The sequence below is a fragment of the Streptomyces sp. NPDC002564 genome (assembly GCF_042889645.1).
In the GTDB taxonomy this organism is placed as follows: Bacteria; Actinomycetota; Actinomycetes; order Streptomycetales; family Streptomycetaceae; genus Streptomyces.
On the sequence record NZ_JBIARE010000001.1, the window covers coordinates 810,943 to 833,628 of the forward strand.

20 protein-coding genes and 1 riboswitch are annotated in these 22,686 nt (G+C 70.2%); of the genes, 12 read left to right on the forward strand and 8 right to left on the reverse strand.

Annotated elements, in window-relative coordinates; all coding sequences use genetic code 11:
* The 9 genes from ACFYXE_RS03710 to ACFYXE_RS03750 all read left to right on the forward strand — a co-directional run bounded on the left by ACFYXE_RS03710 (position 1) and on the right by ACFYXE_RS03750 (position 9,437).
* Entirely contained in the window at positions 1–648 is a 648-nt protein-coding gene (locus ACFYXE_RS03710; protein ID WP_389308475.1) for an alpha/beta family hydrolase, read from the forward strand.
* A 231-nt stretch (positions 649–879) separates the two neighbouring features.
* The gene (locus ACFYXE_RS03715; protein WP_361167726.1) at positions 880–1,563 is read left to right on the forward strand and encodes a sigma-70 family RNA polymerase sigma factor; all 684 of its coding nucleotides are present in this window, start codon (positions 880–882) and stop codon (positions 1,561–1,563) included.
* Positions 1,560–1,868, forward strand: coding sequence for a mycothiol system anti-sigma-R factor (rsrA, locus tag ACFYXE_RS03720; protein WP_361167729.1), 309 nt, complete (start codon positions 1,560–1,562; stop codon positions 1,866–1,868). Before ACFYXE_RS03715 ends, rsrA begins: the two co-directional genes overlap by 4 nt.
* A 206-nt stretch (positions 1,869–2,074) precedes the next feature.
* Entirely contained in the window at positions 2,075–3,499 is a 1,425-nt protein-coding gene (locus ACFYXE_RS03725) for an HD-GYP domain-containing protein (RefSeq protein ID WP_389308478.1), read from the forward strand.
* Positions 3,496–4,746, forward strand: coding sequence for an HD-GYP domain-containing protein (locus ACFYXE_RS03730; RefSeq protein ID WP_389308480.1), 1,251 nt, complete (start codon positions 3,496–3,498; stop codon positions 4,744–4,746). The genes ACFYXE_RS03725 and ACFYXE_RS03730 overlap by 4 nt, the downstream gene beginning before the upstream one ends.
* 198 nt (positions 4,747–4,944) lie before the next feature.
* Positions 4,945–5,925, forward strand: coding sequence for a hypothetical protein (locus ACFYXE_RS03735; RefSeq protein ID WP_361167738.1), 981 nt, complete (start codon positions 4,945–4,947; stop codon positions 5,923–5,925).
* 63 nt (positions 5,926–5,988) lie between these two features.
* Positions 5,989–6,639: a peptide deformylase gene (gene def / locus ACFYXE_RS03740; RefSeq protein ID WP_389308483.1), complete on the forward strand. Its 651-nt coding sequence runs from the start codon at positions 5,989–5,991 to the stop codon at positions 6,637–6,639.
* Between the two features lie 303 nt (positions 6,640–6,942).
* Positions 6,943–8,067, forward strand: coding sequence for an epi-isozizaene synthase (cyc1, locus tag ACFYXE_RS03745; protein ID WP_389308485.1), 1,125 nt, complete (start codon positions 6,943–6,945; stop codon positions 8,065–8,067).
* A complete protein-coding gene (locus ACFYXE_RS03750; RefSeq protein ID WP_389308487.1) occupies positions 8,064–9,437 on the forward strand; it encodes a cytochrome P450 in 1,374 nt (457 codons plus the stop codon). Before cyc1 ends, ACFYXE_RS03750 begins: the two co-directional genes overlap by 4 nt.
* Positions 9,438–9,503: 66 nt before the next feature.
* Here ACFYXE_RS03750 and ACFYXE_RS03755 read toward each other — a convergent pair whose 3' ends face one another.
* The 8 genes from ACFYXE_RS03755 to ACFYXE_RS03790 all read right to left on the reverse strand — a co-directional run bounded on the left by ACFYXE_RS03755 (position 9,504) and on the right by ACFYXE_RS03790 (position 19,160).
* The gene (locus tag ACFYXE_RS03755) at positions 9,504–10,526 is read right to left on the reverse strand and encodes a ribonucleotide-diphosphate reductase subunit beta (RefSeq protein WP_361167749.1); all 1,023 of its coding nucleotides are present in this window, start codon (positions 10,524–10,526) and stop codon (positions 9,504–9,506) included.
* Positions 10,526–12,925 carry a ribonucleoside-diphosphate reductase subunit alpha gene (locus ACFYXE_RS03760; RefSeq protein ID WP_389308490.1) on the reverse strand — a complete coding sequence of 800 codons (2,400 nt, stop codon included), beginning with the start codon at positions 12,923–12,925 and terminating at the stop codon, positions 10,526–10,528. The genes ACFYXE_RS03755 and ACFYXE_RS03760 overlap by 1 nt, the downstream gene beginning before the upstream one ends.
* Before the next feature lie 131 nt (positions 12,926–13,056).
* Positions 13,057–13,193: riboswitch (cobalamin riboswitch) on the reverse strand.
* A 61-nt stretch (positions 13,194–13,254) separates the two neighbouring features.
* Positions 13,255–13,758, reverse strand: coding sequence for a GNAT family N-acetyltransferase (locus ACFYXE_RS03765; protein WP_361167754.1), 504 nt, complete (start codon positions 13,756–13,758; stop codon positions 13,255–13,257).
* A 106-nt stretch (positions 13,759–13,864) separates the two neighbouring features.
* Positions 13,865–15,526 (reverse strand): monocarboxylate uptake permease MctP, encoded by a 1,662-nt coding sequence (mctP, locus tag ACFYXE_RS03770; RefSeq protein ID WP_389308493.1) that lies wholly within the window; start codon positions 15,524–15,526, stop codon positions 13,865–13,867.
* Positions 15,523–15,792: a DUF3311 domain-containing protein gene (locus ACFYXE_RS03775; protein ID WP_361167757.1), complete on the reverse strand. Its 270-nt coding sequence runs from the start codon at positions 15,790–15,792 to the stop codon at positions 15,523–15,525. Before ACFYXE_RS03775 ends, mctP begins: the two co-directional genes overlap by 4 nt.
* A 111-nt stretch (positions 15,793–15,903) precedes the next feature.
* Entirely contained in the window at positions 15,904–16,095 is a 192-nt protein-coding gene (locus ACFYXE_RS03780) for a YbdD/YjiX family protein (protein ID WP_361167847.1), read from the reverse strand.
* A gap of 5 nt (positions 16,096–16,100) precedes the next feature.
* The gene (locus ACFYXE_RS03785) at positions 16,101–18,266 is read right to left on the reverse strand and encodes a carbon starvation CstA family protein (RefSeq protein ID WP_361167760.1); all 2,166 of its coding nucleotides are present in this window, start codon (positions 18,264–18,266) and stop codon (positions 16,101–16,103) included.
* A gap of 111 nt (positions 18,267–18,377) precedes the next feature.
* A complete protein-coding gene (locus ACFYXE_RS03790; RefSeq protein WP_389309506.1) occupies positions 18,378–19,160 on the reverse strand; it encodes a GntR family transcriptional regulator in 783 nt (260 codons plus the stop codon).
* Between the two features lie 286 nt (positions 19,161–19,446).
* Between ACFYXE_RS03790 and ACFYXE_RS03795 the strand changes: the two genes are divergently transcribed.
* From ACFYXE_RS03795 to ACFYXE_RS03805, 3 genes are all read left to right on the forward strand, one after another.
* Complete coding sequence (locus ACFYXE_RS03795) at positions 19,447–20,721, forward strand: extracellular solute-binding protein (protein ID WP_389308496.1); 1,275 nt, start codon at positions 19,447–19,449, stop codon at positions 20,719–20,721.
* 145 nt (positions 20,722–20,866) lie between these two features.
* Entirely contained in the window at positions 20,867–21,856 is a 990-nt protein-coding gene (locus tag ACFYXE_RS03800) for a carbohydrate ABC transporter permease (RefSeq protein ID WP_389308498.1), read from the forward strand.
* Complete coding sequence (locus tag ACFYXE_RS03805; protein WP_389308500.1) at positions 21,853–22,683, forward strand: carbohydrate ABC transporter permease; 831 nt, start codon at positions 21,853–21,855, stop codon at positions 22,681–22,683. Before ACFYXE_RS03800 ends, ACFYXE_RS03805 begins: the two co-directional genes overlap by 4 nt.
* Positions 22,684–22,686 lie beyond the last annotated feature (3 nt).

Here is a 22,686-nt window from a genome sequence, read left to right on the forward strand (position 1 = left end):
GTGACCAAGGACGCACCGCACAGCGAGACCATCCCGACCGACGCCGGTGAGGCGCGCATCACCTGGCACCCGGCGCCCCGCGCCCGCCTGCTGCTCGCCGTCAGCCACGGCGCGGGCGGCGGCATCGAGGCCCGCGACCTGCGGGCCGTCGCCGCCGAGCTGCCCGCGCACGGCGTGAGCGTCGCCCTCGTCGAGCAGCCCTGGCGGGTGGCGGGCAAGAAGGTGGCGCCCGCACCCAGGACCCTCGACACCGGCTGGCGGGGCCTGTGGCCCGCGCTGGCGAAGAAGGGCCTGCCCGTCGTCGCGGGCGGGCGCAGCGCGGGCGCCCGGGTGGCCTGCCGCACGGCGACCGAGCTGGGCGCCGCCGCCGTCCTCGCCCTCAGCTTCCCGCTGCACCCGCCGGGCAGGCCGGAGAAGTCCCGCGCCGCCGAACTCCTCGGCGCGGGCGTGCCCACCCTCGTCGTGCAGGGCGGCAACGACCCCTTCGGCAAGCCCGCCGAGTTCCCCGAAGGGGCGTACGAGCTCGTGGAGATTCCGCACGGCGACCACGGGTTCGCGGTGCCCAAGCGCGCGGACATCGCACAGGAGGAGGCGGTGAAGCGCATCACGGACGCCGTCACCCGCTGGACGGGAATGCTGGACGGCTGACCTCTGTTGTGCGGGACAGACGGCAGACGCCGTCGACAGCTGTTCGTACGAGAGGGAGTCCGCCGCATGGGTTCGACCATCTGCCCGAACCGCTCCAGCGCCGCTGACCTGGAGTGGACGGTGCTGAGCGCACCCAAAACCGCATCTATTCGGGCGGCGCGGGGACCGGGTCGTCGTCTATCCTCCGATTCGAGTGGGGCTGCTTTCGGCCTCACCACGTCGTTGGAGGAGGTGGGTCCGGTCACTGGGACCGACGCAGGGACCGAGCACGGTCAGGCGGAGCAGCCCCGAGAGAATTCGGAGAAGTCCGAGACGGCCGCGGAGCGCACGGCCCGCTTCGAGCGGGACGCGCTGACGTTCCTCGACCAGATGTACTCGGCGGCGCTGCGCATGACGCGCAACCCGGCGGACGCGGAGGACCTGGTGCAGGAGACCTACGCGAAGGCGTACGCCTCGTTCCACCAGTTCCGCGAGGGCACCAACCTCAAGGCGTGGCTGTACCGCATCCTGACGAACACGTTCATCAACTCGTACCGCAAGAAGCAGCGCGAACCCCAGCGCAGTGCCGCCGAGGAGATCGAGGACTGGCAGCTCGCGCGCGCCGAGTCGCACATGTCCACCGGTCTGCGCTCCGCCGAGTCGCAGGCCCTGGACCACCTGCCCGACTCGGACGTGAAGCAGGCGCTCCAGGCGATCCCCGAGGAATTCCGCATCGCCGTCTATCTGGCCGATGTCGAGGGCTTTGCGTACAAGGAGATCGCGGACATCATGGGGACACCCATCGGTACGGTGATGTCCCGACTGCACCGGGGCCGCCGCCAACTGCGCGGCATGCTGGAGGACTACGCCCGTGAGCGCGGGCTCGTCCCGGCGGGTGCCGGGGAGTCGAACGGAACGAAAGGCTCGGGCTCATGAGCTGCGGAGAGCCGCACGAGACTGACTGCAGTGAGGTCCTGGACCATCTCTACGAGTTCCTCGACCACGAGATGCCGGACAGCGACTGCACCAAGTTCGAGACGCACTTCGAGGAGTGCTCTCCGTGCCTGGAGAAGTACGGCCTCGAACAAGCGGTCAAGAAGCTGGTGAAGCGCTGCTGCGGCCAGGACGACGTCCCCGTCGACCTGCGGGCCAAGGTCATGGGCCGCATCGACCTGATCCGCTCCGGGCAGACCGTCCCGGACCAGGACGTCACGCACGACGTGACGACCTCGGAGGCCTGAACAGGGCCGGAAACCCGGGCGGCGCCCGGCGCGAGAGCACACCGCCGCCACCCACGGAGCAGGTCGGCACACGGTGCCCGACCTGCTCCGCCGCCGTGTCCCCCCTTCTCCCCCCGCGTCACTCGAACGTGCTAATTAACCGGCGCCCGGCACGGGCCGCGGGAGCGCCGTTCTAGTCTCCGGACCGGAACGGGGAGGAGAACTCCATGCGGTCGGTGCCGGTGCGGGCCCGCGTCTACATCCTGTGCGTCGCCCTGGCCGGGGCCCTCTGCGCCGCGCCCGCGCCCGGCACGCACCCGTCCTGGCCCGCCGTCGCCCTGCTCGCCGCGCTCTACGCCGGGTGCGAGCAGCTCACCCTGCCCCGCAGGCTCAAGGGCGCGGGCGGCACCACCACCCGCTTCGACCCGCGCGCGCTCGGCACCTTCTTCCCCGTCCTGCTCGCCGGGGTGTTCCTGCTGCCGCCGCCGGCCGCGGCCCTCGTCGCCGTGCCCGGCGCCCTGCTCGCCCGCGTCGACCGCCACCCGCGCCGGCTGCGCCGCCTCTGGCGGGCCGCCCAACTCGCCCTGACCGCCTGGGCGTCCGCGTCGGTGTTCGCCTGGCTCGGCGGGCCCGCGGCCACCGCCGCCCCCGACTTCCCCTACGTCCTGGGGCCCGCCGGGGCCGCCGTGCTCACCTTCTCCGCCGTGCTCACCGCGCTGGACGGCGGCATCCTCGTGTGCGCCGAGCGCGTCTCGCCGCGGACCGCCTGGCGGGGCGGCCTGACGCGTTCGCTCGCGCCCGTCGCCGTGCACGGGCTCGCCGGACTGATGATGGCGGTGCTCTGGACCAGCCCGTACGGCCCCGTCGCCGCGCTGCTCGTGCTGCTCCCGATGGGCGTCTCCTGCTGGGTCTTCGCGCAGTACCACCGCGAGCGGGCCGCCCACCAGGCCACCATCCGTGCCCTCGTCCAGGCCGTCGACCTCAAGGACAAGTACACCCGCGGCCACAGCGAGCGGGTCGGCCGCGCCTCCGTGATGATCGCGCGCGAGCTCGGCCTGGACGACGAGCGCGTCGAGGTCCTGCGGTTCGCCGGGATCCTGCACGACGTCGGCAAACTCGGCGTCCCCACCCGGCTGTTGCGCAAGGACGGGCCGCTGACGCCCGAGGAGCGCCGCGTCATCGAACTGCACCCCGAGTACGGCCACGAGATGGTCCGCGGCATCGGTTTCCTCGGGGAGGCGCGGGCGGCGATCCTGCACCACCACGAGCGCCTCGACGGCAGCGGATACCCCTACGGGCTGGCCGGGCCGCAGATCCCCCAGTGCGCGCGCGTGGTCGCGGTGGCCGACGCCTTCGACGCGATGACCTCCACCCGGTCCTACCGGCGGGCCCGGCCCGTCGAGGTGGCCGTCGCCGAGCTCGCCCGCTGCGCCGGTGCCCAGTTCGACCCCGAGATGGTCGGGGCGCTGACCCGCGCCCTGGACCGGCACGGCTGGCACCCCGAGGTCACCGCGGACGTCCCGGAACCCGGCGGAAACGTCTCACCCGTCCCCGGACCCGCCACCACTCCCGCACCCGCCACCACGCCCGCACCCGGCACGGAGCCCGACACCGTGCCCGCCCCCGCGGTGTCCCGGCCGGCGGCCCGGTGAAGGCCCCCTCCCGGCTGCCGTCCGCGGTCACCTGCCTGGCCGGGCTGCTCGCCCTCGCCTCCCTCGCCTGGACCCTGTGGCACGGCGTCACCGAGAGCCGCGTCGCCCTCGCCTTCGGCGTGCTGATCACCCTCGGTGAACTGGCCAGGTGGGGGAGCGGCCGGGACCGCGAACCGGCACCGCTCGGCGCCGCCGGGGCCCTCGCGTACGCCCTCCTCGGCGAGAACTCCGGGCAGCCCACGCACCACGGCGTGCTGCAGGTGATCGCCGTGGTCGTCGCGGCCGCGCTGGTCGGCGCCGTGCCGGGCGTGGCGCGCGGCCGCGGCCCCACGACCGACCACATGGCCCGGCGCGTGCTGACCGTCGGCTTCGCCGCCGCCTGCTTCCAACCTCTCTACAACTCCGGCCAGTTGGGCGAGTGGTTCGGGCACGGCCCGTACTTCGCGTTCGTCATCGTGGTGCTGCTCGTCCTGACCGCGCTCTGCGACGCCGTGCTGGCCGCCGTGACCGCGCACGCCCGCACCGGCTGGCCGTTCGGGCCGCTGCTGCGGGAGGAGCTGCGGGCCATCCTCGGCATCGGCTCCGCCGTCTGCGCGACCGGTGCCGTCATGGCGCTCGCGGTGGCCGTGGCGGGCCTGTGGGCGCTGCCGGTCTTCAGCCTCCCGCTGCTGCTCACCCAGCTCTCCTTCCGGCGGTACGCGGCCGTCCGGGCGACCTACCGGCAGACCATCGCCTCCCTGGCCAGGGCCACCGAGATCGCCGGGTACACCCCGCAGGGCCACGCCCACCGGGTGGCGGGTCTCAGCCGGGCCGTGGGGCGCGAGCTCGGCCTGTGCGAGTCCGACCTCACCGTCCTGGAGCACGCGGCGCTGATGCACGACATCGGGCAGCTCTCCCTCATCGACCCCGTCCCCGAGGGCGCCACCGCCGCCCTCCCCACCGCCGAACAGCGCCGGATCGCCCTGCTCGGCGGGGCCGTGGTGCGCCAGACCGGGGTGGACGCCGCCGTCGCCGTCGTCGTGGAGCGCCAGGCCGATCCGTACCGCGAACAGCCCCTCACGGCGCGCATTGTGCGGACGGCGAACGCGTACGACGAGATGGCGCGGGGAGAAGGACCCTCGGGGGCGCTGGGCGGCCCCCTGCACGCGCTGGAACGGCTGCGCCTGGCGACCGGGCGCGAGTACCAGGCCGAGGTCGTGGAGTCCCTGGCTCGGGTGCTCGCCAGGGACGGAAGGGGCGGCCCGTAGGGTCCCGGGGCAGGGTGGGCACGGGAGACCGGCCGGTCATAGCCCGGCCCCCACTGGGTAACCCATGGGTAATGAGCGGCCGTCCGACCGTACGTGGTTGGATGCGAAGAAGAGGGTGCACGGGGGCGAGGGCCCCACGCCGTGCCCCTGGAGAAGTGACCGACGCAGGACGTGGCAGGCGGGAATCAGGCGGGAATCGTGAGGATCTTCGGCAAGGGACGGCACCGGCCCTCCGCCTCATGGCGGCAGGCGACCGACCGCGCGTTCACGCTGATCGGCGACGGCCGGTACGAGGACGCGGGGGCGCTGCTCACGCGCGCGGCGGATCTGGAACCCTGGCTGTCGGAGTCCTGGTTCAACCTGGCCCTGCTGCACAAGTTCCGGCACGACTGGGAGCAGGCCCGGGCCGCGGGCCTGCGCGCCGTCGCGCTCCTGGACCGCTCCGCGGGCGCCCCCGACTGGTGGAACGTGGGCATCGCGGCCACCGCCCTGCAGGACTGGCCGCTGGCCCGCCGCGCCTGGCAGGCGTACGGCCTGCGGGTCCCCGGCGGGGTGGCCGCCTCCGGCGAGCCGACCGGCATGGAGCTGGGCAGCGCGGCCGTGCGGCTCTCCCCGGAGGGCGAGGCCGAGGTCGTGTGGGGCCGCAGGCTCGACCCGGCCCGCATGGAGGTCCTGTCCATCCCGCTGCCCTCCTCCGGGCGCCGCTGGGGCGAGGTCGTGCTGCACGACGGCGTCCCGCACGGCGAGCGGACCACGGCGGCCGGGCACTCCTACCCCGTCTTCGACGAGATCGAGCTGTGGGCCCCCTCGCCCGTGCCGACCTGGGTGGTCCTCCTGGAGGCGGCCACCGAGGACGACCGGGACGCCCTGGAGCGCCTGGCGGCCGACGCGGGCTTCGCCGCCGAGGACTGGTCGTCCTCCGTGCGGCTGCTGTGCCGGATGTGCTCGGAGTCGCGGATGCCGAGCGACGAGGGCGACGGCGAGCACCTGGACCCGCACGACCACAGCGAGCCGGGCCACCCGGGCCCGCTGGGCCACCGCAGCCCGGGCGCGCTGTGGGTGCCGGAGCGCGAGTGCGGCATCGCGGCGCCGGCCGCCCTGGTGCGCGGCCTCCTGGACGGGTGGGTGGCGGACAGCCCGGATTCCCGTGACTGGCGGGATCTCGAAGAGGTCTGCTGACACTTCGCCGTAGGCTGTACCGGCACGAACTCTCGTGGGTTTCTAGGAAGGCGTACGGCGGACATGGCGCAGGACACTGAGCAGCAGTACTCGAACGGGGTCCTCCCCGTCGACGACGAGGGCTTCGTCATCGACACCGAGAACTGCGAGGAGCGGGAGACGGCCTACCGCGAGCGCGGCACGTACCGGCCGATCACGGTCGTCGGCAACCCGGTCCTGCACAAGGAGTGCAAGGACGTCACGGAGTTCGACGACGACCTCGCGAAGCTGATCGACGACATGTTCGCGAGCCAGCGGGGCGCGAGCGGTGTCGGGGTGGCCGCCAACCAGGTCGGGGTCGACCTGAAGGTCTTCGTCTACGACTGCATGGACGACGAGGGCGTGCGCCACGTCGGCGTCGTGTGCAACCCCGTCCTGCGGGAGCTGCCCGCCGACCGGCGGCGGCTCGACGACTCGGGCGAGGGCTGCCTCTCCGTGCCGACGGCCTACGCCGACCTGGCCCGCCCGGACTACGCCGAGGTGACCGGACAGGACGAGAAGGGCAACCCGATCAAGGTCCGCGGCTCCGGCTACTTCGCGCGCTGCCTGCAGCACGAGACGGACCACCTGTACGGCTACCTCTACATCGACCGCCTCTCCAAGAGGGAGCGCAAGGACGCACTGCGGCAGATGGCGGAGGGCACCCCGCGCTACCCCGTGGTGGCCAATGACTGACCCACGCGACGCCTGAGAGGCGTGGGAACCGCGTGACACGAGCGGCCCCTGGTCGGGGAAGTACCCCCTGACCAGGGGCCGTTGGCGTGAGCCGATCGCCTGTGCGAGCAAAACAGGCTCCGAGCGATCCATATTCAGTCATGTAAGGGGAGGTTCTCGGCACCTGGGGGTAGTGAATGGCGCAAATCTGTTCCCTGAACGGTCAGTTGTGGTGCTGAATGGAAAGCGCGGGGATACGCAACGGCGCGCGCCCGGTACGGCGGGAGGGGCGCGTGTCCCCACGCGGCTGAAAGGGGTTTGTTCGTGCCTGCATATTCCGGAAGCACTTCACAGACACAACCACACACACGGTCACGCACATCGGCGGTATCGGTGCCGCAGGCACTGGCCGTTCCGGTGATCGAAGCAGCGTTCCCTCGCCGTCTGCATCCGTATTGGCCAAAGCTCCAGGAGAAGTCCAGGACCTGGCTGCGCGAAATGCGGCTGATGCCGCCCGACAAGGTCGAGCGGTACGCGGACAGCCTCTGCTACACGGACCTGGTCGCCGGCTACTACATCGGCGCGCCGGACGCGTTGCTCACCGCGATAGCGGACCTCAGCAGCTGGTTCTTCGCGTGGGACGACCGGCACGACCGGGACTCGGTGCACGGCAGGGCGGCACAGTGGCGGCGGCTGTGCCGGGGGCTGCACGGCACCCTCAACGACCCCGGGGAGTACCTGCACCACAAGGACCCGTTGGTCGCGGGCTTCGCGGACTGCGTCCTGCGGCTGTACTCCTTCCTCGGCCCCAGCTGGAACGCCAGGTTCGCCCGGCACTTCCACCCGGTGATCGAGGCGTACGACGAGGAGTTCAGGAACCGGCGCAGCGGCACGGTCCCCACCGTCGAGGCGTACGTCGAGCTGCGCCGCCTCACCTTCGCCCACTGGGCGTGGATCGACCTCCTGGAGCCGACCGCGCGGTGCGAACTGCCGGGCCCGGTGCGCAAGCACCCCGCCTACCGCAGGGCGGCACTGGCGACCCAGGACTTCTCGGCCTGGTACAACGACCTCTGCTCACTCCCCAAAGAACTCGCGGGCGACGAACTGCACAATCTCGGGATCAGCCTCATCCACCACGAGGGAATGACCCTCGAAGAGGCGGTGCGGGAAGTCCACCGGCGGGTCGGTCGATGCGTCACGGAATTCCTGGAGGCGGAAAGGGAAGTGCTGCGATTCGCCGATGAACTGGCGGACGGCAGCAGCCGCGGCGGGGAACTCTCGGACGCCGTGAAATCGTGCGTCTTCAACATGCGGAACTGGTTCTCTTCCGTGTACTGGTTCCATCACGAATCCGGTCGCTATCGGGTCGACAGCTGGGACGACAGGTCCATGCCTCCCTATGTGACGGAAGAAGCAGTGGCGGAAAACAAACTGGTCGGTGAGGAATGAGCGTCGAATCCGCGATACCCGCTCCCGCCACGTCGGGAGACCCGCTGCGCACCCCGCCGCTCGTCCGCGGCGCGGTGCCTCTGCTCGGCCACGCCCTGCACCTGGTGCGCGACCCCCTCGGCTTCCTGGCCGCGCTGCGCGACCACGGGGACCTCGTACGGATCAGGCTGGGACCCAGGACGGCCTACGCGGTGTGCGACCCGGAGCTCGTCGGCGCGCTCCTGAAGGACCCGGAGTACATCGTCGGCGGGCCCCTCTGGGACACCCTGGAGGTGCTCCTCGGCAAGGGGGTGGCGACCAGCAACGGCAAGCTGCACCGGCGCCAGCGGCGCATGATGCAGCCCGCCTTCCGGCCCGAGCGGATCGCCGCCTACGCCAAGGTGATGGAGGAGGAGGCGCGCGCCACGGCGGCCCGCTGGCGGCCGGACGAGACGGTCGACGTCGGCGCCGAGATGTTCCGCACCGCGGTGCGGATCGTCTCCCGCTCGCTCCTGGAGGTGGACTCCATCGGCGAGAAGGCGGACCGCATCGCCGACTCGCTGCACACCGTCTTCGACGGGCTCTACCGCCGCATGGTGCTCTCGGTCGGGCCGCTCTACCGCGTGCCGACGCCCGCCAACCGGCGGTTCGAGAGCGCCCTCGCCGATCTGCACGCGCTGGTCGACGAGATCGTCGCGGAGCGCCGCGCGTCCGGTCCCGGCGGCCCGGACGACCTGCTCGCGGAATTGCTGCGGGCCCGGGACGAAACCGGCGGGCCCCTGACCGATCAGGAGATCCACGACCACGTCGTTTCGCTCGTGGTGGCCGGCGCGGAGAATGTCGCGTCGACGCTGGCGTGGACGTTCCATCTCATGACCGAACACCCGGATCAGGAAAGGCGGTTGGTTGAAGAGGTAAATTCCGTGGCGCCGGATCGGGCGATCACATTCGCCGATCTCAAGGACCTGCCGCACACCCGCAATGTCATCACGGAGGCGATGCGTATACGGCCGGCGGCCTGGATATTCACCCGCCGGTCCGTGGCCGAAACCGAACTGGGCGGCTATCGCATTCCGGCGGACGCCGACATCGTCTACAGCGTCTACGCGATGCAGCGCGACCCGCGTTCCTTCGAGCGGCACCTGGAGTTCGACCCGGACCGCTGGAATCCGGAACGCGCCGGTGACGTACCGGAGTTCGCGATGATGCCGTTCAGCGTCGGCAACCGAAAGTGCCCCGGCGACCACTTCAGCCTGGCCGAACTCGCCCTGATCCTGGGCACGGTGGCCCCGAAGTGGCGTCTCGAACGGGTCGCCGAGACCGACACCGACACCCGGATCGGCATCACGCTGCACCCCAAGCGGCTCGTCCTGCGGGCCCGGGCGCGCTGAACGACGGATGTGCCCGCACCGTCCGGGAAGGACGGGCGGGCACACCGGGGGCGCCGTGCGCCAGGGCTAGAACTCGTCGTCGAAGGAGACCGAGCCCTCGACCGCGACCTGGTAGGCCGAGGGGCGCCGCTCGAAGAAGTTCGTCAGCTCCTGGACGCCCTGCAGCTCCATGAAGGAGAAGGGGTTCTCGGAGCCGTAGACCGGCGCGAAGCCGAGCCGCTGCAGCCGCTGGTCGGCGACGCACTGCAGGTACTCGCGCATCGAGTCGGTGTTCATGCCCGGCAGGCCCTCGCCGCACAGGTCGCGGGCGAACTGCAGCTCGGCCTCGACGGCCTCCTTGAGCATGTCCGTGACCTGCTGCTGCAGCGCGTCGTCGAAGAGCTCGGGCTCCTCCTTGCGGACCGTGTCGACCACGTCGAAGGCGAAGCTCATGTGCATCGTCTCGTCACGGAAGACCCAGTTGGTGCCCGTCGCCAGGCCGTGCAGCAGACCGCGGCTGCGGAACCAGTAGACGTAGGCGAAGGCACCGTAGAAGAACAGGCCCTCGATGCACGCGGCGAAGCAGATCAGGTTCAGCAGGAAGCGGCGGCGGTCGGCCTGCGTCTCCAGCCGCTCCAGCTTCTCGACCGAGTCCATCCACTTGAAGCAGAACTCGGCCTTCTCCCGGATCGAGGGGATCTCCTCGACCGCGTCGAAGGCGGCCGCGCGGTCCTCCGGGTCGGGCAGGTACGTGTCGAGCAGCGTCAGATAGAACTGGACGTGCACGGCCTCCTCGAAGAGCTGACGGCTCAGGTAGAGCCGCGCCTCGGGGGAGTTGATGTGCTTGTACAGCGTCAGCACGAGGTTGTTGGAGACGATCGAGTCGCCCGTCGCGAAGAACGCGACCAGACGGCCGATCATGTGCTGCTCGCCCGGGGACAGCTTCGCCAGGTCGGCGACGTCCGAGTGGAGGTCGACCTCCTCGACGGTCCAGGTGTTCTTGATCGCGTCCCGGTAGCGCTCGTAGAAGTCCGGGTAGCGCATGGGGCGCAGGGTCAGCTCGAAGCCCGGGTCGAGGAGGTTCTTCTCGCTGTGGGTGGTGGAGCTCATTACTGGCAGGCCTCGCAGGACTCGGGGTTTTCCAGGGAGCAGGCGACGGCGTCGGGGTCGGTCACCTGCTGGGGGACGGGGGCCGCGGCGGCGGACCGGGTACCGCCGGCCGCGCGGGCGATGCGCGTCGCCGGGCGCGAGCGCAGGTAGTACGTGGTCTTCAGGCCCTGCTGCCAGGCGTAGGCGTACATCGAGGAGAGCTTGCCGATGGTCGGCGTCTCCAGGAAGAGGTTCAGGGACTGCGCCTGGTCGAGGTAGGGGGTGCGCGCCGCGGCCATGTCGATCAGGCCGCGCTGCGGGATCTCCCACGCGGTGCGGTACAGCTCGCGGACGTCCGCGGGCACCCAGTCGAAGCCCTGCACCGAGCCGTTGGCCTCGCGCAGCGCCTCACGGGTCTTGGCGTCCCACACGCCGAGCCGCTTGAGCTCCTGCACCAGGTAGGAGTTGACCTGGAGGAACTCGCCGGACAGGGTCTCGCGCTTGAAGAGGTTGGAGACCTGCGGCTCGATGCACTCGTAGACACCGGCGATGGACGCGATGGTCGCGGTCGGCGCGATGGCCAGCAGCAGCGAGTTGCGCATGCCGGTCGCGGCGATACGTTCCCGCAGCGCCGCCCACCGCTCCGGCCAGGTCGGCTCGACGCCGTAGTGGTCGGGGTGCAGCACGCCGCGCGCGGTGCGGGTCTTCTCCCAGGCGGGCAGCGGGCCGTTGCGCTCGGCGAGGTCCGCGGACGCCTCGTAGGAGGCGAGCATGATCCGCTCGGCGATCCGGGTCGAGAGGGCGCGTGCGGCGGGGGAGTCGAACGGCAGCTTCAGCTGGAAGAAGACGTCCTGCAGGCCCATGGCGCCCAGGCCCACCGGGCGCCACCTGGCGTTGGAGCGCCCGGCCTGCTCGGTCGGGTAGAAGTTGATGTCGACGACCCGGTCGAGGAAGGTGACGGCCGTGCGGACGGTCTCGTCCAGGCGCTCCCAGTCGATGTCCTGGGCGGCCCGGTCGACGAAGGCGCCGAGGTTGACCGAGCCCAGGTTGCAGACGGCCGTCTCCCCGTCGTCCGTCACCTCCAGGATCTCGGTGCACAGGTTGGACGAGTGCACGGTGTGGCCGGGCTCCGCCGTCTGGTTGGCGGTGCGGTTGGCGGCGTCCTTGAACGTCATCCAGCCGTTGCCGGTCTGCGCGAGGGTGCGCATCATGCGGCCGTACAGCTCGCGCGCCGGGATGGTCTTCTTCGCCAGGCCCGCGGCCTCCGCCGCGCGGTAGGCGGCGTCGAACTCCTCGCCCCACAGGTCGACGAGGTCGGGCACGTCGGACGGCGAGAACAGCGACCACGGCCGGTCGGCGGCCACCCGGCGCATGAACTCGTCGGGGATCCAGTGCGCGAGGTTCAGGTTGTGCGTGCGGCGCGCGTCCTCACCGGTGTTGTCGCGCAGCTCCAGGAACTCCTCGATGTCGGAGTGCCAGGTCTCCAGGTACACCGCGGCCGCGCCCTTGCGCCGCCCGCCCTGGTTCACCGCGGCCACCGAGGCGTCCAGCGTCTTGAGGAACGGCACGATGCCGTTGGAGTGCCCGTTCGTGCCGCGGATCAGCGAGCCGCGGGAGCGGATGCGGGAGTACGAGAGGCCGATGCCGCCGGCGTGCTTGGAGAGGCGCGCGACCTGGTGGTAGCGGTCGTAGATGGAGTCGAGCTCGTCCAGCGGGGAGTCGAGCAGGTAGCAGGACGACATCTGCGGGTGGCGGGTGCCGGAGTTGAAGAGCGTCGGCGAGGACGGCAGGTAGTCCAGGCGGCTCATCAGGCCGTACAGCGCGGCCACCTCGTCGACGGCGCGGGTGCTCTCGTCCTCGGCCAGGCCCGCGGCGACGCGCAGCATGAAGTGCTGCGGGGTCTCGACGACCTGCCGGGTGATCGGGTGGCGCAGCAGGTAGCGGCTGTGCAGCGTGCGCAGGCCGAAGTAGCCGAAGCGGAAGTCGGCGCCGTCCGCGTGGGCGGCGTCCACGAGCGCGTCGAGGCGGGCCGCGTGGGCGGTCACGAAGGCGGCGGTGCGGTCGGCGATCAGACCCTCGCGGTGCCCGACGGCGACCGACTCGGTGAAGGAGCGCACGCCCTGCGAGGCCGCCTCGGCGGCGATGGACAGGCTCAGGAGCCGGGCGGCGAGCCGGGAGTACGCCGGGTCCTCGGAGATGAGCCCCGCGGCTGCCTCGGTCGCGAGCTCCCGCAGCTCCGCCTCGTCGGCCCGCGCCGACCGGCCGCGCAACGCGGCGGCGGCGACCCGGCCGGGATCGGCGTCGGGGAGGTCGGCGGTGAGGTCGGTCAGGGTGCGCAGCAGCGCGGCCCCTGGCCCGTCGGTACCCTCGGCGGTCGGCAGCGACAGCGCTGACGCAGGTTCGGCAGGCGCGATGGTCACGTGGAGCTCTCCCTCGCTCGGCTCTGGGCCTGGGGGAGGGGATCGGCACACACGGGCGCACCCGGGCAGGGTGGCGTACCGCGTCCACCGGCCCATTCCACGAGGCCCGGACGGTCGGCACCCGGGCCGGACGGCACGGGTGCACTGCCGGCAGGTCCTCGGACTCCGCGCACGACGAATGCGTACACGTACACCGTTGCGGGACAGTTCCGGACTTGCACCGGATTCCCCTGCGACGACAGCGAGCACGAGCATACATCTTGTGCCGGGTTTCTGAAGCAGGCCCACATCTTGTGTCGGCGTCGAGGGGTCGGCGTGCGGAGACTGTCCTAGAACGTCAACTCGTAGGTGAGCAGCGTCAGGTCCTCGACCGGCTGCCAGTCCCGCTGCGGGGTGCGCCGGAAGCCCAGGCGTTCGTAGAGCCGGTGGGCCGCGTGCATCGAGGGCTGGGTGGACAGGACGAGACCGTCGCGGCCCGCCTCCCTGGCGCGCCGCAGGCATTCCCGTACCAGTGTCTCGCCCGCGCCCCGGCCGCGTGCGGCGGGGGACACGGCCAGCATGCGGATCTCCGCCTGGCCCTCCCGGGCGATGTCCGACATGGGTCCGGGCGCGGGCACGAAGGTCACGCAGCCGAGCACCGCGGCGTCCGGTGTGCCGTCCGCCACGGCCACCAGGACCTCGGCCCGCGCCGCGCGCCCGGCCACGTCCCGCAGCACGCCCAGATAGGGGTCGCCGGGGTCCGTCAGGTGTCCGTCGCCGAGATAGGCCTGTCCGGTGAGATCGCCCAGCGCCGGGTACTCCTCGGGGCGGGCGGGCCTGATCGTGATGTCCATGGGGCGCAGTGTGCAACAGCGGCACGGCGAAGGCCGCCGGTTTTCCGGCGGCCTTCGTCAGTTTCGTGGGTTCGTGCGTTCGTGCGCGGGGAGCGGCGGGGCAGGGTCAGTGCCCGGAGCCCGCCGTCGCCTTGGGCAGTTCCTCCATGACGCCGGGGTCGCCCGCGTCGGCCGTGTAGTCCCCGGGGGAGGTCTCGTCGATGCCCTCGGGGGCCTTGAGGGCCTTCAGGACGAACGTGAGGACCACGGTGACCACCACGTTCAGCACGAACGCGGTGAGGCCGATGTAGCCGATCTCACCGATGCCGGGGATCTCGTCGGACGAGCCGCCGAAGTGCTTCTGCGTCGGCGAGGCCACCCCGTACGCGGCGACCGTGCCGTAGACCATGCCGACCGCCCAGCCCGCGAGCAGCGCCCAGCGGTGGAACCAGCGGGTGAACAGGCCGCCGACCAGGGCGGGCATGGTCTGCAGGATCCAGATGCCGCCGAGCAGCTGGAAGTTGATCGCGACGGTCTTGTCCATGGTGAGCACGAAGGCCAGCGCGCCGACCTTGACCAGCAGCGAGACCAGCTTGGAGACCTTGGTCTCCTGCTCGGGCGTGGCGTCCGGCTTGAGGAAGTCCTTGTAGATGTTGCGGGTGAAGAGATTCGCGGCCGCGATCGACATGATGGCCGCCGGCACGAGCGCGCCGATGCCGATGGCGGCGAAGGCGACACCGGTGAACCAGTCGGGGAACATGTCCTCGAACAGCTGGGGGATGGCCAGCTGGCCGTTCTCCACCTTCACCCCGGCCGCGATCGCCATGAAGCCGAGCAGCGCGAGCAGGCCCAGCATCAGCGAGTAGAGCGGCAGGATGGTGGTGTTGCGGCGGATCACGTTGCGGCTCTTGGAGGAGAGGGTCGCGGTGATCGAGTGCGGGTACATGAACAGGGCGAGCGCGGAGCCGAGCGCCAGCGTGGCGTAGGTCCACTGCCCCGACTCGCCCGGCGCGAGCCCGGCGACCGGTTTGCCCGCCGCCTCGTTGGCCGCCGAGAACTTGTCGTTCGCGGCCCGGAAGATCTCGTCGAAGCCGCCGAGCTTGATCGGGATGTAGATGATCGCGACGGCGATGACGAGATAGATCAGGCCGTCCTTCACGAACGCGATCAGCGCGGGCGCGCGCAGGCCGGACGAGTAGGTGTACGCGGCGAGCACGGCGAACGCGATCAGCAGCGGCAGGTCCTTGACGAACCAGTTCGTGTCGGGACCGCCGCCGATGCCCATGACGTCCAGGACGGCCTGGATGCCGACGAGCTGGAGCGCGATGTACGGCATCGTGGCGAGGATGCCGGTGACCGCGACGGCGAGGGACAGGCCCTTGGAGCCGAAGCGCCCGCGCACGAAGTCGGAGGTGGTCACATAGCCGTGCTTGTGCGAGACCGACCACAGGCGGGGCAGGAAGGTGAAGATCAGCGGATAGACGAGGATCGTGTACGGCACGGCGAAGAAGCCGGCCGCGCCCGCCGCGTAGATGGCCGCGGGGACGGCCACGAAGGTGTACGCGGTGTACAGGTCGCCGCCGAGCAGGAACCAGGTGACCCAGGTGCCGAACGACCGTCCGCCCAGGCCCCATTCGTCCAGGCTCTGCTCGTTCTCGGCCTTGCGCCAGCGGGCGGCGAGGAAGCCCATGACGGTGACCGCGGCGAAGAAGAAGATGAAGACCGCGAGGGCGACGCCGTTCACGCCGCCGGTCCCCGATGCGAGTGTCGTCGATGCGGGTGTGGTCACTGTCCGGCACCCCCCTGGGCCCGCGCGGCCCTGCGGGAGCGCTGGTCGCGCTGCCACAGCTTGTACGCGATCATCGTGAGTGCCGTGGAGATGAGCACCCACAGCATCTGGTACCAGTAGAAGAACGGGATGCCGATGAGCGTCGGGTCGACCTTGGCGTAGGAGCTCACCCAGAGCATCGCCACGAAGGGCGCGACGAGGCAGACGGCGATGACCACCCGGACCGGTGTCACGACCGGTCGGTCCACTTCAGGCGCATCTGACATATCGCGGCTCCCGTTCCCTCACTTATCCCATGCTTAACGTGCGGGAAATCTAAGCCACAGTCTCGCGGTATGGAACCCCCGTCCGGATAACGGACGGGTCAATGTGCCTGCTCAGCAGCAGCGGAAGCCCTGTTCGGGGTCCGACTCCTGCCGCTCTGTCCGCATGCGCTCAAATGCGCGTCGGCTGGGGACGGTTGCGTCCGGATGGTCCCCGCGGATATGCGCCACATACCGTTCGTACGCCGACTCGTCGGTCAACTCCCTGACGTACCAGCGCATCCAGCGCAGGCCCCGCAGCAGCATCGCCGTCACGCGCCCGCCCCCGGCCCGGCCGTCGCCCGCTCCTGTTCCCTGTCCTTGTGCTCCAGGGCCTCCCGCTTCTCCTCGGGGGTCGCGAAGAGTCCGGCGGGCGCGGTCAACTTCGACTCCACGTACGGGGCTTCGCTCAGCCGTGAGGCGTCGGGGGTGCGGAGGTGGCGCACGCAGACCCGGGCGGCGTCGAGGATCACGACGACGACGAGCAGGGCGAGCGTCGCCGAAAGGACGCCGTCCACCGTGGAGTTGGTGACCACGGTGTGCATGTCGTCCATGGTCTTGGCGGGCGGCAGGATCGTGCCCTGGTCGATGGCGTCCCGGTAGTTGGAGCGCTGCTGGAAGAAGCCGACGCGCGGGTCGTCGGAGAAGACCTTCTGCCAGCTCGCGGTCAGCGTCACCGTCGCGTCCCAGGCGAGCGGAATGCCGGTGACCCAGGCCCACTTGAGCCGTCCGGACTTCACCAGGAGGGTGGTGCACACGGCGAGGGCGACGGCCGCGAGGAGCTGGTTGGCGATGCCGAAGATCGGGAAGAGCTGGTTGATCCCGCCGAGCGGCTCGTGCACGCCCACCCACAGGAAGTAGCCCCACAGGCCGGTGACGGCGGCGCTGGTCAGCACGAGTCCCGGCTTCCAGCTCAGCCGCCTGAACGGCTTGTAGACGTTCCCGAGCATGTCCTGCAGCATGAAGCGGCCCACGCGCGTGCCCGCGTCGAGCGCGGTCAGGATGAACAGCGCCTCGAACATGATCGCGAAGTGGTACCAGAAGGCCCGCATCGAGCCGCCGGTGACCTTGGAGAAGATCTCCGAGACGCCGATCGCCAGGGTGGGCGCGCCGCCGGTGCGCGAGAGCAGCGAGGACTCCTCGACGTTCTTGGCGGCCTGCGCGAGGTCGGCGGGCGAGATGGTGTACCCGAAGCCCGCGACGGCCTTCGACGCCTCCTGGACGGTGTCGCCGACGACGCCCGCCGGCGCGTTCATCGCGAAGTACAGGCCGGGGTCGATGATCGACGCGGCCACCAGCGCCATGATCGCGACGGACGACTCCATCAGCATGGAGCCGTAGCCGATCATCCGGATCTGCGTCTCCTTCTGGATCATCTTCGGCGTGGTGCCCGAGGAGATCAGCGCGTGGAAGCCGGACAGGGCGCCGCAGGCGATGGTGATGAAGACGAAGGGGAAGAGCGAGCCCGCGAAGACGGGGCCGTCGCCGCGCGAGGCGAAGTCGGTGACCGGGTCCATCTTCAGCGTGGGCAGGGCGACGACGACGCCGATCGCGAGCAGCACGATGGTGCCGATCTTCATGAAGGTGGAGAGGTAGTCGCGCGGCGCGAGCAGCATCCACACCGGCAGGATCGAGGCGATGAAGCCGTAGGCCACCAGCCAGATGACCAGTGTCGAGGGCGCGAGCGTGAAGGTGTCGGCCAGCGAGGACTCGGCGACCCACCGGCCGCCGACGAGCGCGAGGAGCAGCAGCGCGATGCCGATCAGGGACACCTCGCTGACCCGGCCGGGGCGCAGCACCCGCAGGTAGAAGCCCATCAGCAGGGCGATCGGGATGGTCATCGCGATGGAGAAGGTGCCCCAGGGCGAGTCGGCGAGCGCGTTGACGATGACCAGGGCGAGCACCCCGAGCAGGATGATCATGATGGCGAAGGTGGCGAGCAGCGCGGCGGCCCCGCCGAACGGGCCGATCTCCTCGCGCGCCATCTGCCCGAGCGACTTGCCGTCGCGCCGGGTCGAGAAGAACAGCACGACCATGTCCTGCACGGCGCCGGCCAGGATCACCCCGACGATGATCCAGATGGTGCCCGGCAGGTACCCCATCTGGGCGGCGAGCACCGGGCCCACCAGCGGCCCCGCGCCCGCGATCGCCGCGAAGTGGTGGCCGAGGAGCACCCGGCGGTCGGTCGGGTGGAAGTCGATGCCGTTGTCGAGCCGCTCGGCGGGCGTGGCCCGCGTCCGGTCGACCTTGAGGACCTTGTACGCGATGAACTTGGAGTAGAAGCGGTACGCGACGGCGTACGAGCCGAGCGCCGCGGCCACCATCCAGGCGGCCGAGACCTCCTCGTCGCGGGCGAGGGCGAGCACGGTCCAGCCCGCGGCGCCGACCAGCGCGACGAGGGACCAGATGACGATGGATCGGGGATTCGCTGTGCGCACCGGGTCGTCCTCCCGTTCACCAGGCGATGACGGGAGGAACGTAGAGCAGCGAGGTGATCCGCGCCAGACCCCGGGGCGGTGCGGTGCGCGCGGGGGCCGGGTGCGGCGGTGTCAGTCCGTGGGGCGCTTGAGGCGGGCCACGAACTTGTACCGGTCGCCGCGGTAGACCGAGCGGACCCATTCCACCGGCTGGCCGTTCCCGTCCAGCGAGTGGCGGGACAGGAGCAGCATGGGCAGGCCGACGTCGGTGCCGAGCAGGCCCGCCTCGCGCGGGGTGGCCAGCGAGGTCTCGATGGTCTCCTCGGCCTCCGCGAGGTGCACGTCGTACACCTCGGCGAGCGCCGTGTAGAGCGAGGTGTACTTGACCAGGGAGCGGCGCAGGGCGGGGAAGCGTTTGGCCGAAAGGTGCGTGGTCTCGATGGCCATCGCCTCGCCGTTGGCCAGCCGGAGCCGCTCGATGCGCAGCACGCGGCCGCCCGCGCTGATGTCGAGCAGTCCCGCGAGGGTGTCGTCGGCGGTGATGTAGCCGATGTCCAGGAGCTGGGAGGTCGGCTCCAGGCCCTGGGCCCGCATGTCCTCGGTGTAGGAGGTCAGTTGCAGGGCCTGGGACACCTTGGGCTTGGCGACGAAGGTGCCCTTGCCCTGGATGCGCTCCAGACGGCCCTCGACGACCAGTTCCTGCAGGGCCTGGCGCACCGTGGTGCGGGAGGTGTCGAACTCGGCGGCGAGCGTGCGCTCCGGGGGGACGGGGGTGCCGGGCGGCAGGGTTTCCGTCATGTCCAGCAGATGCCGCTTGAGGCGGTAATACTTGGGCACGCGCGCGGTGCGGCCGACGCTCGGACCCTCCGCGGGCGTGCCCACCTCGGTCCCCGTACTGCCCGCCTCGCTGCCCATCATCGACCTTCCCGGCTCCTGTGCTGCTGCCGTCACCGGCTCCTCCGTCTGTCGCGGCTCACATCGTGGCACGGTACGGGCCGAGCAGACTCCGCCTGCTCAGGTGTCGGTCCGATAACGGAGGCGACAGCCCTTCTTATACACCCTTGACACCCCTAAAGGTCTAGGCCAAGCTCCCCGTACTGGTCTACACCATTAAAGACCAGGTTCCAGTCCCACGGGCAGATCTCGGTCCATTTGGTCGCTGCGGGTGGGGGGTTGACGTGCATCCCTTGAGGAGGGTGACGTGAAGCGCAAGCTCATAGCGGCCATCGGTGTCGCGGGCATGTTGGTCTCGGTCGCGGCGTGCGGCAGTGACGACGACGACAAGAAGGCCGGGGGGGCCGACAGCTTCAAGGGTGAGACCCTGACGCTCTGGGCGATGGACGGCTCGACGCCCGACCAGTGGCAGAAGGACGTCACCGCCGCCTTCGAGAAGAAGACCGGCGCGAAGCTGAAGTTCGAAGTCCAGCAGTGGAACGGCATCCAGGCGAAGCTGACCACCGCCCTCTCCGAGGAGAACCCCCCGGACGTCTTCGAGATCGGCAACACCCAGACCGCCGCGTACGCCAAGACCGGTGGCCTCGCCGAGCTCGACGACCTCAAGAAGTCGATCGGCGCCGACTGGACCGACTCGATGAACAAGGCCTCGGTCATCGACGGCAAGCAGTACGCCGCCCCGTGGTTCGTCCTCAACCGCGTCGTGGTCTACAACAAGAAGGTCTGGGCCGACGCCGGCATCAAGGAGCTTCCCAAGACCCGCGCCGAGTTCCTCAAGGACCTCAAGCAGATCGGCGCCAAGACCGACGCCGAGCCGATCTACCTGCCCGGCCAGAACTGGTACCACTTCGTCGGCCTGACCATCGGTGAGGGCGCCGAGCTGGTCAAGAAGGACGGCGACAAGTACGTCTCCAACCTGGCCGACCCCAAGGTCGGCAAGGCCATCAAGACGTACAAGGAGTTCGCGGACCTCTCCAAGGCCCCCAAGAACAAGGACGAGGCCACCCCGCAGCAGGCCGAGGTCTTCGCCAAGGGCAAGACCGGCGCCTTCATCGGCATGAGCTGGGAGGCCGCGACCGCGATCAAGGCCAACAAGAAGATCGAGAAGGACATCGGCTTCTTCACGATCCCCGGCGCCACGGCCGACAAGCCCGAGGGCGTCTTCCTCGGCGGCTCCAACCTGGCCGTCGCCGCCACCAGCAAGAAGCAGGAGCTCGCCAAGGAGTTCCTGAAGATCGCGCTGTCGGACAAGTTCGAGGGTCAGTTCGCCAAGGAAGGCGGCACGATCCCGAACAAGAAGGCCCTGGAGTCCAACCTCAAGGGCAACCCGGCCGCCGAGGCCGCCGCTCCCGCCGCCGCCGGCGGTGGCACCACCCCGCTGATCCCGGAGTGGGCCGCGGTGGAGAACCCGCCGAACCCGATCAAGAACTACATGACCGCGGTGCTCAACGGTAAGTCGCCTGCCGCCGCGGCCAAGCAGGTCGAGGGCGAGCTCAACAAGCGCCTGGCGCAGAAGCAGTAGGAACGCGTGCCCTGCCGGGGGCGGCGGGTGACACGACCCCGCTGCCCCCGGCGCAACCATGCGCTCTCCGCGTACTCCGCGCTGCCCACAGCGCCCTTCGCGCTGACCCCAGCGCTTCGCGTTGCCCACGAAAGAGATGGCGAGCATGACCGTGCAGAAGACCGAACGGCCGCCCTCCGGCCCGACGGAGGTGCAGACACCGGGTGGCGGACCACTACCAGAGGGCCCGCGCAGAGCCCCAGGACGTCTCGCCGGCCTGACGCCCTATCTGCTCCTTGCCCCCGCGATCATCGTCACCCTGCTGCTGCTCGGCTGGCCGCTGGTCAACAACGGGATCCTGTCGTTCCAGAACCTCAACATGCGGCAGTTCATTCTGCACCTGACCGAGTGGAACGGATTCGACAACTACAAGGAGGTCCTCTCCGGCGAGGACTTCTGGCGGGTCACCGGCCGCTCGGTCGCCTTCACCGCCGTCAACGTCGTCCTGATCATGGTGCTCGGCACGCTGGTCGGACTCCTCCTCGCGCGTCTCGGCCGGCGGATGCGCACGTTCCTGCTGCTCGGCCTGGTGCTCGCGTGGGCCATGCCCGTCGTCGCGGCGAGCACGGTCTACCAGTGGCTGTTCGCGCAGCGCTTCGGCGTCGTCAACTGGGTGCTCGCCAAGATCGGCTTCGACTCGATGGCCGACCACGACTGGCTGGCCACCCAGTACTCGACCTTCTTCGTGGTCCTGCTGCTGATCGTCTGGATGTCGATCCCGTTCGTCGCGATCAACCTCTACGCCGCCACGACGACCATCCCCAAGGAGCTGTACGAGGCCGCGGCGCTGGACGGCGCCGGCGCCTGGAAGCAGTTCACCCAGGTCACGCTGCCGTATCTGCGGCCCTTCCTCTACGCCACGACGTTCCTGGAGATCATCTGGGTCTTCAAGGCGTTCGTCCAGGTCTTCACGATCAACGAGGGCGGCCCCGACCGGCTCACCGAGATCCTCCCCGTCTACGCCTACATCGAGGGCATGGGCAACCAGCACTTCGGCATGGGTGCCGCGATCGCCCTGCTCACCATCCTCATCCTGCTGGCCATCACCTCGTTCTACCTGCGGATCGTGCTCAAGCAAGAGGAGGACGAGCTGTGAAGCGCTCGCTGATGGGGCGTCTGTGGCCCAACCTGGTCGCCGTCGTCATCTTCGTCTTCTGCGTCTTCCCCGTGTACTGGATGTTCGCGACGGCCTTCAAGCCGACCGGCGACATCATCGCCGAGGACCCGGTCTGGTTCCCGACCGACGCCACGCTCGAGCACTTCAAGAAGGCGATCGACGCCGACCACTTCTGGACCATGGTCGGCAACTCCCTCACGGTGACGCTCCTCGCGGTCGTCTTCTCCCTGATCATCGGCGTCACCGCGGCCTTCGCCCTGGCCCGGATGCGGTTCAAGGGACGGCGCGGCTTCATCATCGGCTTCATGCTCGCGCAGATGGCGCCGTGGGAAGTCATGGTCATCGCGATCTACATCATCGTGCGCGACGCGGACATGCTGAACAGCCTGATCCCGCTGACCCTCTTCTACATGGTGATGATCCTGCCCTTCACCCTCCTGACGCTGCGCGGCTTCGTCGCCGCCGTGCCCAAGGAGCTGGAGGAGTCCGCCATGGTCGACGGCTGCACCCGGATCCAGGCGTTCCGCCGGGTGATCCTGCCGCTGCTCGCGCCCGGCCTGATGTCGACCTCGCTCTTCGGCTTCATCACCGCCTGGAACGAGTTCCCGCTGGTCCTCGTACTCAACAAGGAGGCCGAGGCCAAGACCCTGCCGGTCTGGCTCTCCAGCTTCCAGACCGCCTTCGGCGACGACTGGGGCGCCACGATGGCGGCCGCCTCGCTCTTCGCCATCCCGATCCTGATCCTCTTCGTCTTCCTGCAGCGCAGGGCCGTGGCCGGCCTGACCGATGGCGCAGTGAAGGGATAACTC

What these genes read in the sequence shown, in the direction of transcription:
- rsrA (WP_361167729.1), top strand. Translation starts at nt 1,560, where the DNA reads ATGAGCTGCGGAGAGCCGCACGAGACTGACTGCAGTGAGGTCCTGGAC.
- ACFYXE_RS03725 (WP_389308478.1), top strand. Translation starts at nt 2,075, where the DNA reads ATGCGGTCGGTGCCGGTGCGGGCCCGCGTCTACATCCTGTGCGTCGCC.
- def (WP_389308483.1), top strand. Translation starts at nt 5,989, where the DNA reads ATGGCGCAGGACACTGAGCAGCAGTACTCGAACGGGGTCCTCCCCGTC.
- ACFYXE_RS03750 (WP_389308487.1), top strand. Translation starts at nt 8,064, where the DNA reads ATGAGCGTCGAATCCGCGATACCCGCTCCCGCCACGTCGGGAGACCCG.
- ACFYXE_RS03755 (WP_361167749.1), bottom strand. Translation starts at nt 10,526, where the DNA reads ATGAGCTCCACCACCCACAGCGAGAAGAACCTCCTCGACCCGGGCTTC.
- ACFYXE_RS03765 (WP_361167754.1), bottom strand. Translation starts at nt 13,758, where the DNA reads ATGGACATCACGATCAGGCCCGCCCGCCCCGAGGAGTACCCGGCGCTG.
- ACFYXE_RS03775 (WP_361167757.1), bottom strand. Translation starts at nt 15,792, where the DNA reads ATGTCAGATGCGCCTGAAGTGGACCGACCGGTCGTGACACCGGTCCGG.
- ACFYXE_RS03780 (WP_361167847.1), bottom strand. Translation starts at nt 16,095, where the DNA reads ATGCTGCTGCGGGGCCTGCGCTGGATGCGCTGGTACGTCAGGGAGTTG.
- ACFYXE_RS03790 (WP_389309506.1), bottom strand. Translation starts at nt 19,160, where the DNA reads ATGGGCAGCGAGGCGGGCAGTACGGGGACCGAGGTGGGCACGCCCGCG.
- ACFYXE_RS03800 (WP_389308498.1), top strand. Translation starts at nt 20,867, where the DNA reads ATGACCGTGCAGAAGACCGAACGGCCGCCCTCCGGCCCGACGGAGGTG.